14 protein-coding genes, 1 tRNA gene and 4 pseudogenes are annotated in these 13,367 nt (G+C 69.5%); 12 read left to right on the forward strand and 7 right to left on the reverse strand.

Features of this window, described 5'->3' with window-relative positions; genetic code table 11:
- The first annotated feature begins 18 nt into the window (after positions 1 to 18).
- Positions 19 to 258 carry a hypothetical protein gene (locus BS83_RS03280; protein ID WP_157596872.1) on the forward strand — a complete coding sequence of 80 codons (240 nt, stop codon included), beginning with the start codon at positions 19 to 21 and terminating at the stop codon, positions 256 to 258.
- A gap of 93 nt (positions 259 to 351) precedes the next feature.
- Here the strand turns inward: BS83_RS03280 and BS83_RS03285 are convergent, their stop codons facing one another.
- Positions 352 to 2,997 carry a TOTE conflict system archaeo-eukaryotic primase domain-containing protein gene (locus BS83_RS03285; RefSeq protein ID WP_198035135.1) on the reverse strand — a complete coding sequence of 882 codons (2,646 nt, stop codon included), beginning with the start codon at positions 2,995 to 2,997 and terminating at the stop codon, positions 352 to 354.
- A 280-nt stretch (positions 2,998 to 3,277) separates the two neighbouring features.
- Here BS83_RS03285 and BS83_RS03290 point away from each other — a divergent pair, with 280 nt between their 5' ends.
- The 3 genes from BS83_RS03290 to BS83_RS46260 all read left to right on the forward strand — a co-directional run bounded on the left by BS83_RS03290 (position 3,278) and on the right by BS83_RS46260 (position 5,048).
- Complete coding sequence (locus tag BS83_RS03290) at positions 3,278 to 4,255, forward strand: transposase family protein (protein ID WP_198035120.1); 978 nt, start codon at positions 3,278 to 3,280, stop codon at positions 4,253 to 4,255.
- A 110-nt stretch (positions 4,256 to 4,365) separates the two neighbouring features.
- A complete protein-coding gene (locus BS83_RS03295; RefSeq protein WP_051942512.1) occupies positions 4,366 to 4,659 on the forward strand; it encodes a hypothetical protein in 294 nt (97 codons plus the stop codon).
- Positions 4,656 to 5,048, forward strand: coding sequence for a PIN domain-containing protein (locus tag BS83_RS46260; RefSeq protein ID WP_037600104.1), 393 nt, complete (start codon positions 4,656 to 4,658; stop codon positions 5,046 to 5,048). Before BS83_RS03295 ends, BS83_RS46260 begins: the two co-directional genes overlap by 4 nt.
- 496 nt (positions 5,049 to 5,544) lie before the next feature.
- Here BS83_RS46260 and BS83_RS03310 read toward each other — a convergent pair whose 3' ends face one another.
- Entirely contained in the window at positions 5,545 to 5,724 is a 180-nt protein-coding gene (locus tag BS83_RS03310; protein WP_037600102.1) for a hypothetical protein, read from the reverse strand.
- A 176-nt stretch (positions 5,725 to 5,900) separates the two neighbouring features.
- Between BS83_RS03310 and BS83_RS45070 the strand changes: the two genes are divergently transcribed.
- The gene (locus BS83_RS45070) at positions 5,901 to 6,041 is read left to right on the forward strand and encodes a hypothetical protein (RefSeq protein WP_157596835.1); all 141 of its coding nucleotides are present in this window, start codon (positions 5,901 to 5,903) and stop codon (positions 6,039 to 6,041) included.
- 1 nt (position 6,042) lies between these two features.
- A complete protein-coding gene (locus BS83_RS03315; RefSeq protein ID WP_037600101.1) occupies positions 6,043 to 6,450 on the forward strand; it encodes a hypothetical protein in 408 nt (135 codons plus the stop codon).
- 419 nt (positions 6,451 to 6,869) lie between these two features.
- Here the strand turns inward: BS83_RS03315 and BS83_RS46265 are convergent, their stop codons facing one another.
- Both BS83_RS46265 and BS83_RS03330 read right to left on the reverse strand, forming a co-directional pair.
- Complete coding sequence (locus BS83_RS46265; protein WP_198035119.1) at positions 6,870 to 7,415, reverse strand: hypothetical protein; 546 nt, start codon at positions 7,413 to 7,415, stop codon at positions 6,870 to 6,872.
- Positions 7,412 to 8,662: pseudogene (locus BS83_RS03330) on the reverse strand (IS256 family transposase). Before BS83_RS03330 ends, BS83_RS46265 begins: the two are co-directional and overlap by 4 nt.
- 212 nt (positions 8,663 to 8,874) lie before the next feature.
- On the opposite strand from BS83_RS03330, the gene BS83_RS03335 reads away from it, so the two are divergent.
- Both BS83_RS03335 and BS83_RS03340 read left to right on the forward strand, forming a co-directional pair.
- Positions 8,875 to 9,150 (forward strand): hypothetical protein, encoded by a 276-nt coding sequence (locus BS83_RS03335; RefSeq protein WP_037600765.1) that lies wholly within the window; start codon positions 8,875 to 8,877, stop codon positions 9,148 to 9,150.
- A gap of 178 nt (positions 9,151 to 9,328) precedes the next feature.
- Positions 9,329 to 9,550, forward strand: a complete 222-nt coding sequence (locus tag BS83_RS03340) for a hypothetical protein (RefSeq protein WP_037600768.1) — start codon at positions 9,329 to 9,331, stop codon at positions 9,548 to 9,550.
- A gap of 305 nt (positions 9,551 to 9,855) precedes the next feature.
- Here the strand turns inward: BS83_RS03340 and BS83_RS03345 are convergent.
- A pseudogene (locus BS83_RS03345) lies at positions 9,856 to 10,269 on the reverse strand (DUF6193 family natural product biosynthesis protein).
- 112 nt (positions 10,270 to 10,381) lie between these two features.
- A tRNA-Tyr gene (locus BS83_RS03350) sits at positions 10,382 to 10,462 on the reverse strand.
- Between the two features lie 174 nt (positions 10,463 to 10,636).
- Between BS83_RS03350 and BS83_RS03355 the strand changes: the two genes are divergently transcribed.
- The 4 genes and pseudogenes from BS83_RS03355 to mug all read left to right on the forward strand — a co-directional run.
- Positions 10,637 to 11,125 carry a YajQ family cyclic di-GMP-binding protein gene (locus tag BS83_RS03355; protein ID WP_037600771.1) on the forward strand — a complete coding sequence of 163 codons (489 nt, stop codon included), beginning with the start codon at positions 10,637 to 10,639 and terminating at the stop codon, positions 11,123 to 11,125.
- A 157-nt stretch (positions 11,126 to 11,282) separates the two neighbouring features.
- Positions 11,283 to 11,372, forward strand: a pseudogene (locus BS83_RS47180) (hypothetical protein); the annotation flags it as partial.
- A gap of 136 nt (positions 11,373 to 11,508) precedes the next feature.
- Entirely contained in the window at positions 11,509 to 11,853 is a 345-nt protein-coding gene (locus tag BS83_RS47185) for a hypothetical protein (protein ID WP_051942552.1), read from the forward strand.
- 467 nt (positions 11,854 to 12,320) lie between these two features.
- Positions 12,321 to 12,767: pseudogene (gene mug / locus BS83_RS47190) on the forward strand (G/U mismatch-specific DNA glycosylase); the annotation flags it as partial.
- A 122-nt stretch (positions 12,768 to 12,889) separates the two neighbouring features.
- On the opposite strand, the gene BS83_RS03370 reads toward mug, so the two are convergent.
- The gene (locus BS83_RS03370) at positions 12,890 to 13,291 is read right to left on the reverse strand and encodes a YccF domain-containing protein (protein WP_037600774.1); all 402 of its coding nucleotides are present in this window, start codon (positions 13,289 to 13,291) and stop codon (positions 12,890 to 12,892) included.
- Between the last annotated feature and the right edge of the window lie 76 nt (positions 13,292 to 13,367).

The raw sequence follows: 13,367 nt of genomic DNA on the forward strand, positions 1-13,367 counted from the left end.
TTGAACCGGGTCGCGGTCTTGCCGGACACGGTCGCCCCGCTCCGCGCCGACGCCGCGAGGCGCGTCGGCGCGGCCCGCGATCTCGGGCCCGTCCACCTGATCGAATGCGCGGACGCGGCCACCTGCGCGCTGCTGGCCGGCGGCCAGCGCGTCCGGGCGCTCGCCACCCGCCTCGGCGACCACCACCTCGCCGTCCCCGCCGACAAACTCGACCGCTTCCGCAAAGCAGCTCTCGCCCTCGGACACCCCATCACCTGATGTCTGCGCCCCTAACGCGCACAACTGGCCTCTGGGAAACTGGGGCTCTCGCTCCTCGCAGGGGACCTGGCTGCCTGGTCGAAGCTCCGCTCCTCATGGGCTCTGCACGAGGGGCGCGGTGGGGTGAGCGGCGCGCCACGCATCGATGACCTCTGCGCGGAGCCTGCCGCGTGGGGGGACGTCGATGCCTTGTGCTCGGGCCCAGGCCCTGACCTTGGCTGCGCTTGCGCTCAAGCCGACGGTGGTTGAAGCATCGGCGTGCTGTCGTAAGGCCGGTGGAGCGCTCGGGCTGGGGAGTGCGTCTGGTTGTGTTCGGGTGAAGCCGCGGCGTTCGAGGATGCGGCGGCGCTTGTGGTGGGACCGTTCGAGCCGTGGGACCTCGGCGTCGAGGTAATCGTGGGCTTCGACATGGCTCTTCTTCGCTTCGGTGTTGCGCATGATTCGACCGACCTGCTGGATGACGCGGCCCCTGAAGGAGATGGGGCTGGTCAGGAAGATCGTGTCGAGGCGGGGTGCGTCGAAGCCCTCTCCGGCGAGTTTGTCGATCGCCAGCAGAACCAGCGGCCGGCCGTCGTCTTCCTCCAGGGCAGCGCGGACACGGGCGCGCTCGGCTGCGGGCATGGCCCCGTGGAGGATGAGCGGTTGGATGCCGTGCGGCTCGAGCGCGCCTGCGAGCCTGGTGAGGTGCTCGATCCGGTTGGTCAGCGCCAGGCTGCAGCGGCCGCGCCGGACGGCGTCGGCGATGTCGGCCGCGATGAGGGTGTTGCGGTCGGTGTTCAGGGCGAGTTCGTTGTAGACGGCCTGGATCGAGGCGCCGTCGTTGCCCCTCTCGTCGGTGGTGAACTTCGTCGGATGGACGACCAGGTGCTTGGTGAAGGTGGTGGTGTCTTCGATCTCGTGGCGGATGGGTCCGCACTGCATGGTGATCAGGGCGTCCATCTGGTCGGCGCGGTAGGGAGTTGCAGACAGTCCGATCCAGCGCTTGACGTTGGCCTTGCGGATCGCGGCTTCCGCGCCGGGGGCGCCGACGGTGTGGCATTCGTCGACGATGACCAGGCCGTAGCCGTCGAGCAGGTTGTCGGGGGCGTCGCGGTGGGCGAGGGTTTGCAGCATGATCAGGTCGATGGTGTGGGCGCGGCGGTCCTTGCCCGCGCCGAGTGACCCGATCGTGTGGTCGCCGAGGTCGAGGAACGAGGCGAGTCGCTCGCGCCACTGGGTCAGCAGTTCGGCGCGGTTGACGATGACCGCGGTGGGTGTGGCGTGGTGGGCGATGAGCGCGCAGGCGATGACGGTCTTGCCTGAGCCGGGCGGCGCGACGAGCACTCCGGTGGTGTGCGGGGTCATCGCGGTGACGGCATCCTGCTGGGTGGCGGCGAGGTGGCCGGTGAAGCTGGCGGTGATCGGAGCCGGCTCGGCGAGGTCGCTCGTGATCTTCAAGGTGCCGCTGGCTGCCGAGACAAGCTGGGCGGCCTCGTCCGCAAGTCCCCGGGGCAGGCGCAGCCAATCGGGGTCCGTGTCATCGAAGCAGCACACTAGCCTGGGCGTGTTCCACGTGGAATAGCGCTGGTTCTGGCGCCGGTAGAACTCCGGATTGTGGAACGCAGCGGCGTGTTTCAACGCGGCAAGCAGGCCTACAGGCAGGCCCTCGGTGGCGATCGCCAGCACCGCAGACAACCGTGCGGCGACAACCACGGGAGCCTTGCCCAGCGCGCCGCGACGGGGCTTGGCGGGCAGCGAGGGCGTGGTCGCGCAAGGGCCGGCTTGGACCGGGCCAAGCTCGTCGACCAGCCCCTGGACCTCGGCCGAGGTCAGGCGCTGGATGCCTGACAGATACGCGAACTGGTCCGGATAGGGGGTCCAGGTGTCCGGGTCCACGAACACGGTCGTGCCGCCGGTGCGGGAGACGCCTTGCAGTGGCAAGGCGATGAGGTTGCCGAACCGCGCATTGCCCGACGCGTTCGTCGGCAGGAAGTCCTGGACGGGGAAGAGCCGGTCGTAGCTTGACAGCTTCATCTGTCCACGTGCGTCGATCGCGCGCCGCAACAGGGCCATACCCAGCGCTCTGGCGGTCACCGCGGGGACGGGGGCGTCGAAGAACGTCCAGGCATGGGCGCCAGCGCCGGAGCGGGAGATCTCCAGCAGGGCCGGAACTCCCACGTGCTGGCAGGCAGCCAGGTAGGCCTTGGCGTCGCCCTTCCAATCGCTGCCGTCCTTGCCGTCGAAGTCGCATACCAGCAGGCGGCAGGTGTCATCGACGAGCAGGGGGTAGAGCCCGAGGTGCGTCTCGCGCTGGCCGGGTCCGGGGCGGGACAGGTGGTTGTAGACGGCTCGGTCGGTCAGCGGCCAGAATACGCGCTCGGCCTCTTTCTTGTTCTTGGCGAACGGGTTGTCCTCCGCCGGGCTCCATCCGGTCTTCCCGCTCTTCGCGCTCACCCACCGCGTCGCATAGATGTCCGTCCGGCCCGCGAACAACGAGCGGAAAAGCGCGATCTTCACCTCGGTGGGCGACGTCGCATCAGCCTGCGGAAGCCCCTCCCCGACAGCAGGATGATCAGCAGGTGAGGGCTCCGGAACCGGCGGAAGGACCGTGGGGACGGACAAGCCGAGCCGGGCTCGCAACTCGGCGTTCTCCACGCGCAGCCGCGCGAGCTCAGCCTGCAGCTCGGCGCTGTCCGCCAGCGCTGCATCGAGCATGATCCGTAGTTCGGCTGGGTCGTTCCACCTCGACCAGTCATCCATCACTCCATGATCCACAAGAGTGGTGCCGCGCGTAGCCAACCGCACAGAATCCACCCAGCACCACCTCATGGCCGGGGTGACGTCACCGCCACCGGGCAGGACACGATCGGCGGCGCCGGGTCGTCAGGCCGCGTGCCCAGGTCTTGTATCGTGCGGTGATCCCTCGCACCCCTGGTGGAGGCCGGTGTTTCGACCCGCGCTCCGGCTAACGACCCTGGGTGCAATGAACTCGGAGCCCGACGCGCCGTGACGTGAGAAGGGCCGCACGGGTTGGCGAGGTGTGACGCTTGCCTGGGCCCGTGCGGCCTGTTCCCATCCTGCCCTCTCCGGTGTCTCCCGCGCACATCTCGGCGATTTGCTCGAAGAGTTGGCTCCGAAATGGGTGGCACGGCGGGAGTCCTCGCTGCGCGAGCGACGGGGCGGGCAGCGACGCCGAGCCGCCGGCGCGGGCCGTAAGCCCAAGCTCGTGTTCGTGGACCGGCTGCTGGTCACGCTGGTGCATCTGCGGCTGGGCCTGCCGCACGCGGCGCTCGCCGAGCTGTACCGGGTGGATCGCTCCACCGTCTCGAACGCGATCCGCGAGGTGAGGCCGCTGCTGGCGGCCCGCGGCTTCGCCGTCCCCGACCTCCCCGGCATCCGGCTGCGCACACTGGAGGACGTGTTCGCCTACGCGCAGGCCGAGGGCGTGTGCTTGCGGATCGACGGAACCGAGGTCCAGGTCCGCCGCCCGAAAGCGGGCCGCCCCGGCCGCAAGGCCTTCGTGTCCGGCAAGAAGAAGCAGAACACCATCAAGACCACCACCTTCAGCGACGGCCAAGGCCGCACCCTGTTCAGCGGCGCGGTCCGTCCCGGCCGCATGCACGACCAGACCGCCGTTCGCACCGAGGGCATCGCCGAACAGTTTCGGCAATACCCCCAGGTCAAGGCCAAGGTCGACGAGGGCTACCGCGGCCTGGCCAACGAGTTCCCCGACCAGGTCGACGCCCCGCCGAAGAAACCGAGGGACGACGTGCCGTCGGGCGAGCACCACGCCTGGCGCGAGCAGCGGCGCCGCCAGTCCTCCGCGCGGATCTGCGTGGAACACACCAACGCCGAGTACAAGCAGTGGCGGCCGCTCCAGCGGTACACCGGACGCCGGAAGACCTACCCCGAGACCCACCTCGCCATCGCCGCACTCGTCTCTGACCGCTCCGCCCGCCGGGCGACCCGACGCAAGCCGAGCACCGAACTGGTCCTCGCCCGTCCGGCCGCCTGCTGATCACCCACCAGCCGCACCGCCAGGTCAGCACGCCCCAACGTCAATTTCTCCCGAGGTCGTAACACGTCCTGCGGTTTACCATTCGTATTCCACTCGTATACCATGGCCTTATGGCTGACACGACGATCAAGGTTTCGACCGAAACAAGGGATCGCCTAGCGACGCTTGCAGCCGAGAGCGGCACGAGCATCGGGCATTTGGTGACCCGCCTGTCCAAACAGCAGTTCACTGCCGAAGAAGTCGCCGAGCGGGTTGCCCGGACCCGGCAGATCTTGCGTGAATCGTTCGGGATGACGCTCACCGACGAGGAACTCGACGCCGGGCCGAACGTTCTCACCCGCGTGTACGAGATCGCCGCGGAAGATGCCCGCGCCAAGCTCATGCCGCACGGGGACGCAGCGTGATCATCCTGGACACCAGTGCCGTGACTGCCTTCGCCACCGGACACCGCAAAATGCACCGTCTCATCAGTGACGCCGCAGCCTCCCCATTCGAGCACCTGCTCATCCCCGCGCTGTGCCTGATGGCCGCCGAAGTCGCGGATGAAGGAGCCGCCAGACGCATCCTGGCCCTCCCAGTTGTCGAGATCGAACCACTGGACGCTGCCCAGGCCGCCGCCGTCGGCACGATGATCCGTGACGGATACGGCAGCCCGGAAACCTGCCACGCCATCGCAGCCTGCCTACCAACACCCCTGCGCCCAACGCAGCAACTGATCCTGACCGACCACCAGGAAAACTACCCACCCGGGATCGTCACCGTTAGCATCAACGACCCACGCCTCAAAGGCTGACGTCCGCCCGCCAGGGAAGCCCACGCGTCAGTGGACGCAGTCACCCACCACTGCGACGTCGTCCTCACTGCGGCCCCGGCTTCGACACCTGGCTCGTACCACCGTCCGGGACCGGCGGATGATCCGCGTCGTCGCGTGCCCCGCCGCCGCATCATGACACGACGTTTCCGGCTGCGCTGATCACCGCTGGGCTGGTGGGCCGCCGGCAGCGAGTCGCCAGGCCGGTAGCGCAGGAGCTTCCGCGGTTCCGCGCCACCGCGCACCGCACCATCGGGCCCCCAGACCTCCGGTCGGCGGCGAGCACCACGATGCGGGCGCCCGCCCCGCTTGTCAGCACCTCGTTATCGCCATGCGATGCGTTTACCCAGGACTGCGGGCAGCCGGGGAGCCTGTACGCGCAGTGCCAGCACCTCTACGGCTGACGCGCACGAACGCGCAGTAGGCCGGTGCGCATGCGCAGCGGGCCTGCCGCGCACCGCGCGCTCAAGGGTTCGCGCTACCGGCTGTCGGCGATGTGTGCAATCAGGATCAGCGCGTAGGTCGACGCGTACCTCGTGATGACGCCCAGGGCGACGGTTCTCACGGAGTCAGTCCAGCGCGAGCCAGGCCGGTTCCGGGGGCGGGGCAGCGGACGGCTGGGCGCCTTCTTCGCGTTCGACTTCTTCGGCTTGGACATGGCTGGCCTCCACGGATCGTGACTCCAGGTCACGTCGGCCCGAAGGCACCGCGCAGGAAGCCGCCCGCACCGGAGCCCAGTCCCTCAACGCCGCAGGCGCGCTGACCGGGCACGGCTTCACCGTCGACAACACCGCGGCGATCGCGGCCGCGAACGCCTACCTCAAAGCGGCCGGCGTGTCCGGCACGGTCACCACGGTCGGCAACCGCATCGAGGTCACCGTGAACGCCCCGTTCACGCCGCTGTTCCCGCTGCTCGGCGCCGGGACCGTCACTGGCCACGGCAGCGCCCTGCTCCTCTACCAGCCCGGAGGCTGAGATGGCTGCCACCAAACTCGTGCGCGCCCTGGCCGCCCTGACCGCGATCGCCCTGCTGGAACTCGGCATCCCCGCAGCCCTGCTGGCCGTCGGCATGCTCCCGACCTGGGCACAGGCTCAGGGTGCGTTGACCGGGCCGGACAACGGCACCCTGTTCCTGGGAGCGCTCACCCTCCTCGGATGGGGAGCCTGGGCCGCCCTGACCCTCAGCTTCGCCCTCGAGGCCGCGGCGGCGCTGCGGCACCGCAGCGCACCCCGACTCCCCGTCCTCGGCGTCACCCAGCATCTGGCCGCGTCCCTGGTCGCCGCGATCGTCGTACTACTCCCCTCCACCGGCGCATTCGTGATGCTTCACCTGGATGCGCCCGGCGCGACTGCCCTGCGGCGGGTGCCCGCGAGCGCACCGTGAAGCCAGGACCTGCCGCTACGCCCCCCGGTGGCTGGTCCGCCCCGAGGGCCCGACGGTGGAACCGGGCCCGGTCCGGGGCCCGGTGCCGTAGGCTCACCGCGGCCCGGACCCACAGTTCGGCCGGGCCGTTGCCTGATCTGGGCGCCGCAGTCGCTGGATGTCGAGGTGCCCCGAAGCCTCCCAGCACGGGGCACCGCCGCTGGGGCCTGGTCGGCGAGAGAGCTGGCGGCACGGGCGTCTGATCGGGCGCCCCGGGTCGCAAGCGCCGCAGGTCAGGCCTACGGCCGGTCGGCGGGTGGGCTGGTCGGTGACAGCGGGGATCGAGTCGGGATCGGCGCCCGGCCCGGGACGCCTGGCGGCCGGAAGGGTCCCGTCGTCAAGGGCCGGGCGGGTAGCGGACGGAGCAGCGCACGCACAGGTCACCGCGGGGCAGGCGGTCGAGGTCCGTGATCGGGCGGGTCTGGGTGGTCGGCGCGAGCGGGGCACCACACAGGGACGCGCTGCCTCCGGCCCAGACGATGTGCCACAACAGCACGGTCCGCCACTCGTACTCGGCCTTCAGCTCGAACCGCACCCCTCCACGCTACGGGCAGCCGCCTCCTGCCCGCGCGCGATGACACCTTCAGCAGCCGGGCCCGCGGGTCGTGGGTGGCGCCGAGGATGTAGAGGGCGTGTTCGAGGAGCGCGGGCTCCATTGTCGGCATGGCGATCGCCAGCGGTTCGACGAGGTCCAGGGGCAGGCGGTGGTGGTTGAAGGCCTCGCTGATGGAGTTCAGGGCGGACTCGCGGACCTTGGTCTCCGGTTCGTTGAAGGCCAGGCTGATCAGGCGTCCGACGACCAGGTGGGCGGTGTCCGTGTCGAGCGCGGTGTCGCGCAGGAGGTCCCCGAGTGTGTCGGCTGCGGCATCCCGACGGTTCGGATCGCGGTCGGTCAGCGCTTCAAGCGCCGTGATCATGTCGCTCATGCTGCCACCTCGGACCGCTCGACCAGGACGCCGTTCTCGAAGCGAGCGCCGGCGCGGACCAGGGACACCAGGTGAGCTCCGGTGATCGCGCGCCATCGCGCCTGAGCGGACTCGACCAGCTTGAACACCATCGCCAGCGCCGCCGCCGGGCTGCCCGCACCGCGGGTGACCTTGGTGCGGAGTTTGACCGTGGAGAAGGTCGACTCGATGGGGTTCGTGGTCCGCAGGTGGATCCAGTGCTCGGCCGGGAAGTCGTAGAACGCGAGGAGCTCGTCCCGGTCGTCGGTGATCTTCGCGACAGCCTTCGGGAACTTGGCCCCGTAGGCCTTCGCGAACGCCTCGATCGCTTTCTCGACATGGCCGCGGTCCTCGGCGTTGTAGATCTCCTGCATCGCCTTCACAGCCCCAGGCTGTGCGGACTTGGGCAGGCAGTTGGTGACAGTTGCGGGATTTGTGAACCCAGCACCTCTGCGGCCTCGCCGCCGGGAACACCTCGGCCAGCGCCCGCCAAAGGCCCATCGCGCCGTCGCCGACCACCAGCTCGGGGTCGCGCATGCCCCGTCGGCGGCAGTCGCACAGCAGGTCGGCCCACGACTCGGTCGACTCCCGCAGGCCCTCGGCCAGCGCGATGAGCTCCTTCGTGCCGTCCAGGCGGACGCCGAGCAGGACCAGGACACACGAATGGCCTGCCCGAGTCGGACCTTCGGGTGCACGCCGTCGGCCCAGACGTAGACGAAGTCGCGATCGGACAGGTCCCGGGCCTGGAAGGCGGCGTGGTCCTCGCTCCACTGCTTCGTCAGCCGGGTCACGGTCGCGGCCGACAGGCCGGCGGTGCCGCCGAGGAACTGCTCCAGCGCGGGCACGAAGTCCCCGGACGACAGTCCGTGCAGGTAGAGCAGCGGCAGCACCTCGGAGATTTTCGGTGACTTGCGGCACCACGGCGCCAGGATCTTCGAGGAGAACCGCTTGCGCTCGCCGGTGGCGTCGTCGACGCGGCGGTCGTTCACCCGCGGGGCCTTCACCTCGACCGGTCCGGCGGCGGTGACCACGGTGCGGGGCCGGTGGTGGCCGTTGCGGACGACCAGGCGACGCCCATGCTCGTCGGTCTCGGCGGTCAACTCGGCTATGTACTGGTTGACTTCCGCTTCCAGCGCGGCGGCCAGCATCCTGCGGGCGCCCTCGCGGACGATCTCGTCGATCAGGGAGCCGGACTGGGTGGAGCCGTCGTCGGTGACTACGCTGAGCACGGGCGTGCCTTCCCGACCCGCGCTGCAACGCGGGCCTACTCGGAGACCATCAAAGGATCATTCGGGAAGGTACGCCTTCCGCGTGCCTGCCGGCACTGATCCACAGGTCTCCAGCATTGCTCGGCGCGCTCCACCTGGACATCAGGGGGGCGAGAGCGGACTGTAAAGCCGCCCCCTCTGGGGGCTAAACTCCCGCCGGATAGGGAGGCGCCATGTCGGCATGGATCATGTTGGTCGTCGGCTGCACGTTCATCGTTGGTGGCGTCTCTGTCCTCAATGGCTGGCGAGCGGCGACATACTCAGACAAGCGCCTAAGTGGCTGGGGCAACATCGCGGTGGGGGCGGGCTTCACGCTGGATGGCTTGCCAAAGATCGTTGGATCATCCGACGCCGTTGGCCTGCTCTTTGCCATCGCTGGGCTTGCCCTCATCGTCGTGGGCGTTGTGCTTGGTGCCCGCGACTTGCGGCGCCGGCGGGGCAACGCCTGAGACCGTGCCCGCTGCGTGCCCGTCACGAAGGCAATGGGTGGCACATAGCGGTAACTGGCGGTCATCCCCTTGAGACTGTGCAGGTCAACGCCGTCGCACGTCAGTCCACATCCGGCATAGAGTCTTCCCAAGCTCAGAGCCTTTGCCTCCCGGAGACTCAGTCTGATCGGATCGGTTGATGGACGCTTATTCAGGCGACTACTCGGAGGTCACGCCAGCCCTCAGGGAGTACGCCGCCCAGTTCGCAGGGGCGATCGCCGAGGTTCGTGCCGAGCATTCGGGCAAGGACTACGACATCGTGCGCGAGGCCCTGGCCGTCCGTCTGAGGTCCGTTGGTATCGCACCAGTGCCTCAGGTCCTTGACGACCTCTCCCGCCAGATCCACGCCGGCGAGCGCTGACTGTTGCGGCTACGCCAATGTCAGCGTGCGGGGGTCACGCCCTCAGGCCGTGAGGCTTCCAGCAAGATCCGGACCAGGCACGGACCAGAGCCCCGCACGTGTCAGGCGCAAGACGACCTCGTGCAGGTCAGGGCGCTTGACCCACCGATTTGCGGAGCGGCCTGTAAATCCGCCGCATAGAGACCCCGCCCGGCCCGGCTCGAACTCGGCTGGTCCCCTCCACAACGGGCCGGGCTTGGGGGTCTCCAGCAGCCGGCCGACGCGGGTAAGCACGACTATATGAGGCGGTTCGGGAGCCAGGGAGGTCAGTTCTGCCCCGCAGCCTGCTCCCAAGCCGCCAAGTCGTTCCTGTCCCCCACGAAGGCCGCCCTACAGCCAGGGGGCAGGTGCTCCACGACGAGGGCCGCCGCTGCCTGAGCGGAGTCCGCTGGCCCTACCGCTTCAATCCGGGACGGCCCTGCGACAAGGAAGCCACCACCCTTCATAGGGGCGATGTAGGGCACGTCTCAGGTACAGGGATGCTGGGTGCAACGGCTGAAGTGCAGCTCCCACATCCCGACCCAGGGGAAGAGCTGCCGCAGTCGCGGTTGCTCGTAGGCCGCCCGGACCATCAACGGGTCCACCCTGTCCTCGGCCGTCAGCAGTCGTTGCCACTCAGCTTCTACTACGTCGGCGCCGTGGCCGAGCTCTTCGCTCATGGCAGAAGTCTGCCGTGCCATTCGCGTGCCAGACAGACCGGGGAACGGCGGGGAGCTACGGGGTAGAGCGGGGACCGCACATGCGAGAGGCCCCGGACCGTTTGTGCTGGTCCGGGGCCTCTCGGCTTCCACGTGGCGGGTGCAGGGTTCGAACCTGCGTAGCTTGCGCGACAGATTTACAGTCTGCTCCCTTTGGCCGCTCGGGCAACCCGCCAGGGATGGTGTCTCGCGGTCTCCCGCTCGACGTCGTAAACCATACCCGATGGTGGGGGGTGCTTCGCCACTCGGTTGATCAGTGTGGGGGCGGGCATGAGGCCGAGTGGGTGGCTAGGCTGGTTCGGCCGCCGTTCCCGGGCGGGAACCGAATCACCAAGGAGACTCAACGATCATGGCCGACTCCAGTTTCGACATCGTTTCGAAGGTCGAGCGGCAGGAGGTCGACAACGCGCTCAACCAGACCGGCCGCGAGATCGCCACGCGCTTCGACTTCAAGAACGTCGGCGCCTCCATCGAGTGGTCCGGCGACAAGATCGAGATGCGGGCCAACGGCGAGGAGCGGGTCAAGGCCATCCTCGACGTGTTCCAGGGCAAGCTGGTCAAGCGTGGCATCTCGCTGAAGTCGCTCGACGCCGGTGAGCCGCAGCTGTCGGGCAAGGAGTACAAGATCTTCGCGACGATCGAGGAGGGCATCTCCCAGGAGAACGCCAAGAAGGTCTCGAAGATCATCCGCGACGAGGGCCCCAAGGGCGTCAAGGCCCAGGTGCAGGGTGACGAGCTCCGCGTGACGTCGAAGAGCCGCGACGACCTGCAGGCCGTCCAGGCGCTGCTCAAGGGCAAGGACCTGGACTTCGCGATCCAGTTCGTGAACTACCGCTAGACCCCACGCTGACCTGCGGAAACGCATGGTCCGAGCGACCTCGGGGCACAACGGGGCCCGGCGGACACCGACTCCGCCGGCCCTCGTTGTGCCCGTGTCGTTCCGCCACTGGGAAGCCCTTGCACCTCCAGCGGCTGGAGGTCGCAGACTCGGACCCATGGACGGCACACACGCGGCAGCGTCGCCGCTGCTGAGCATCGGCGACCTCGCCCGCCGGACCGGGCTGCCGGTACGCACGATCCGGTACTGGTCCGAGACCGGCGTGGTGCCCGAGGCGACGCGCAGCGCGGCGGGCACCGGCTCTACGACGCGGCCGGCGTGGCCCGACTGGAGCTGGTGGCCACGCTGCGGGAGCTCGGCTGAGCCATGCCGAGGTCCACCGCGTGCTGAACCGCGAGAGCACCGTGGCCGAGGTGGCGGCGATCCATGTGCGGGCGCTCGACGCCCAGATCGCCACGCTGCGGCTGCGCCGGGCCGTGCTGTCCGCCGTCGCCGCAGGGGACCGGGAGGAGCCAGGACACATGGATCGTCTGAACCGTTTGGCACGGATGTCGGCACAGGAGCGGCAGCAGACCATCGACGACTTCGCAGCCGAGGCCTGCGCGGGCTTGGAGGCCGAGCCGCAGCTGCGGGACCGGCTCAGGGAGCGGTTGCGCGGCGGAGGCCACCGGCTGCGGACGCCCCGACCCAGGATCAGCTGGACGCCTGGCTGGAGCTGTCCGAGCTGATGCAGGATCAGGAGTTCCGGCGGCTGGCGCGGCGCGCCGTCGAACGGAGTTCCGAGCCTGACCGGCATCGCTTCTTCAGCCAGAATCTCGACCGGACCGTCGGAGCGGCGATGCGCGAGGGGGTCGAGCCGGATTCGCGCGGGCGGCGGCCGTCGTCGACGAGTTGCTCGACCGCCCCGGCCCGGATCGTCGCAGGGCCGTCCGCGACCGGCTCCGGCCCAGCTGGACGCGGGCCCCGACGTCCGCCTGGAGCGCTACCGGCACCTGCTGGCGGTCATGCAGGGCCGGCAGCCCCGTCTACCCGCAGTGCTCTGTACGCGTGGCTGGCCGACGCCATCGACGCGGGGGCGGCGGGGCCGGTCCCCGGTCGACGGGTGACACCGGCCGACGCCGTACGCGCCGGCGGTGCGAGAGCTGTGCCGGTGAAGCCCACCGCAGAGCAGCTCGCCGCCGCGCAGGACCGCACCATCGAGGACGTCATCGGGCGGATCTGCGGGTGCTGTTCTGCGGGATCAATCGGGGCTCTGGTCGGGGGCGACGGGGCATCACTTCGCCCGGCCCGGCAACAGGTTCTGGCCGGCGCTGCACCGCGGCGGTTCACCCCCGCGGCAGCTGGCGCCGGAGGAGGCAGGGCGAGCTGCTCGGGCTCGGCCTCGGGATCACCAACGTCGTCGCCCGGACGACCGCGAAGGCCGACGAGCTCAGCGCCGAGGAGTACCGCGTCGGCGGCAAGGCGCTCGTCGCGCGCGTGGAGCGGTGGCGGCCGCGGACGCTCGCCGTCCTCGGGATCGGGGCGTACCGGACCGCGTCGGCGGCCAGGCCGCCGTGGGCGGCAGGAGGAGGGACTGGGCGGCACGGAGGTGTGGGTGCTGCCCAATCCCAGCGGGCTCAACGCCCACCGCCGGACGGAATCGCGGCGGAGTTCCGCCGACTGAGGGACGCCGTCGGCGACTGAGGCGACGACCGAGGCGAACCGGCGCGCCGGACGGCCGGCCGCCGGTTGCCGGCCGCCGGACGCAGCCGCCCGCCGCCCGCGTCACCAGCCGGCGAAGCGCTCGTCGGTCGAGACGATCTCGCGCCCCAGCGGCATCAGCGAGATCGGGATCATCTTGAGGTTGGCCCAGGCGAAGGGCAGCCCGATGATCGTCACGGCCAGCGCGATGCTGGTCGCCAGATGGCCCAGGGCCAGCCACCAGCCGGCGAAGATCAGCCAGATCACGTTGCCCGCACAGGAGGCCGCACCGGCGTCCTGGCGCTCGCGGGTCATCCGGCCGAAGGGCCAGAGCACGTAGCCCGCGATCCGGAACGAGGCGATGGCCCACGGGATGGTGATGATCAGGATGAAGCAGATGATCCCCGCGACGGCATAGGCGATCGCCATCCAGAGGCCGCAGAGCAGAAGCCAGAGCACGTTGAGGACGAGGTTGATGACCTTCACGCGTGAGTCCCGTCTCTTCCGAAGTCCTTTGAAGTCCCGACGTTCGTTCCTACCTTCGGAGTCTGCCACGGTGGGC

The sequence above is a fragment of the Streptacidiphilus rugosus AM-16 genome, assembly GCF_000744655.1.
Taxonomy (GTDB): Bacteria; Actinomycetota; Actinomycetes; order Streptomycetales; family Streptomycetaceae; genus Streptacidiphilus; species Streptacidiphilus rugosus.

Excerpts from the sequence above, each read along its gene's own strand:
- BS83_RS46265 (WP_198035119.1), bottom strand. The coding sequence starts at position 7,415 with ATGAGCGACATGATCACGGCGCTTGAAGCGCTGACCGACCGCGATCCG.
- BS83_RS03335 (WP_037600765.1), top strand. The coding sequence starts at position 8,875 with ATGTCGGCATGGATCATGTTGGTCGTCGGCTGCACGTTCATCGTTGGT.
- BS83_RS03285 (WP_198035135.1), bottom strand. The coding sequence starts at position 2,997 with ATGGATGACTGGTCGAGGTGGAACGACCCAGCCGAACTACGGATCATG.
- BS83_RS03340 (WP_037600768.1), top strand. The coding sequence starts at position 9,329 with ATGGACGCTTATTCAGGCGACTACTCGGAGGTCACGCCAGCCCTCAGG.
- BS83_RS03315 (WP_037600101.1), top strand. The coding sequence starts at position 6,043 with ATGGCTGCCACCAAACTCGTGCGCGCCCTGGCCGCCCTGACCGCGATC.
- BS83_RS03355 (WP_037600771.1), top strand. The coding sequence starts at position 10,637 with ATGGCCGACTCCAGTTTCGACATCGTTTCGAAGGTCGAGCGGCAGGAG.
- BS83_RS03295 (WP_051942512.1), top strand. The coding sequence starts at position 4,366 with ATGGCTGACACGACGATCAAGGTTTCGACCGAAACAAGGGATCGCCTA.
- BS83_RS03310 (WP_037600102.1), bottom strand. The coding sequence starts at position 5,724 with ATGTCCAAGCCGAAGAAGTCGAACGCGAAGAAGGCGCCCAGCCGTCCG.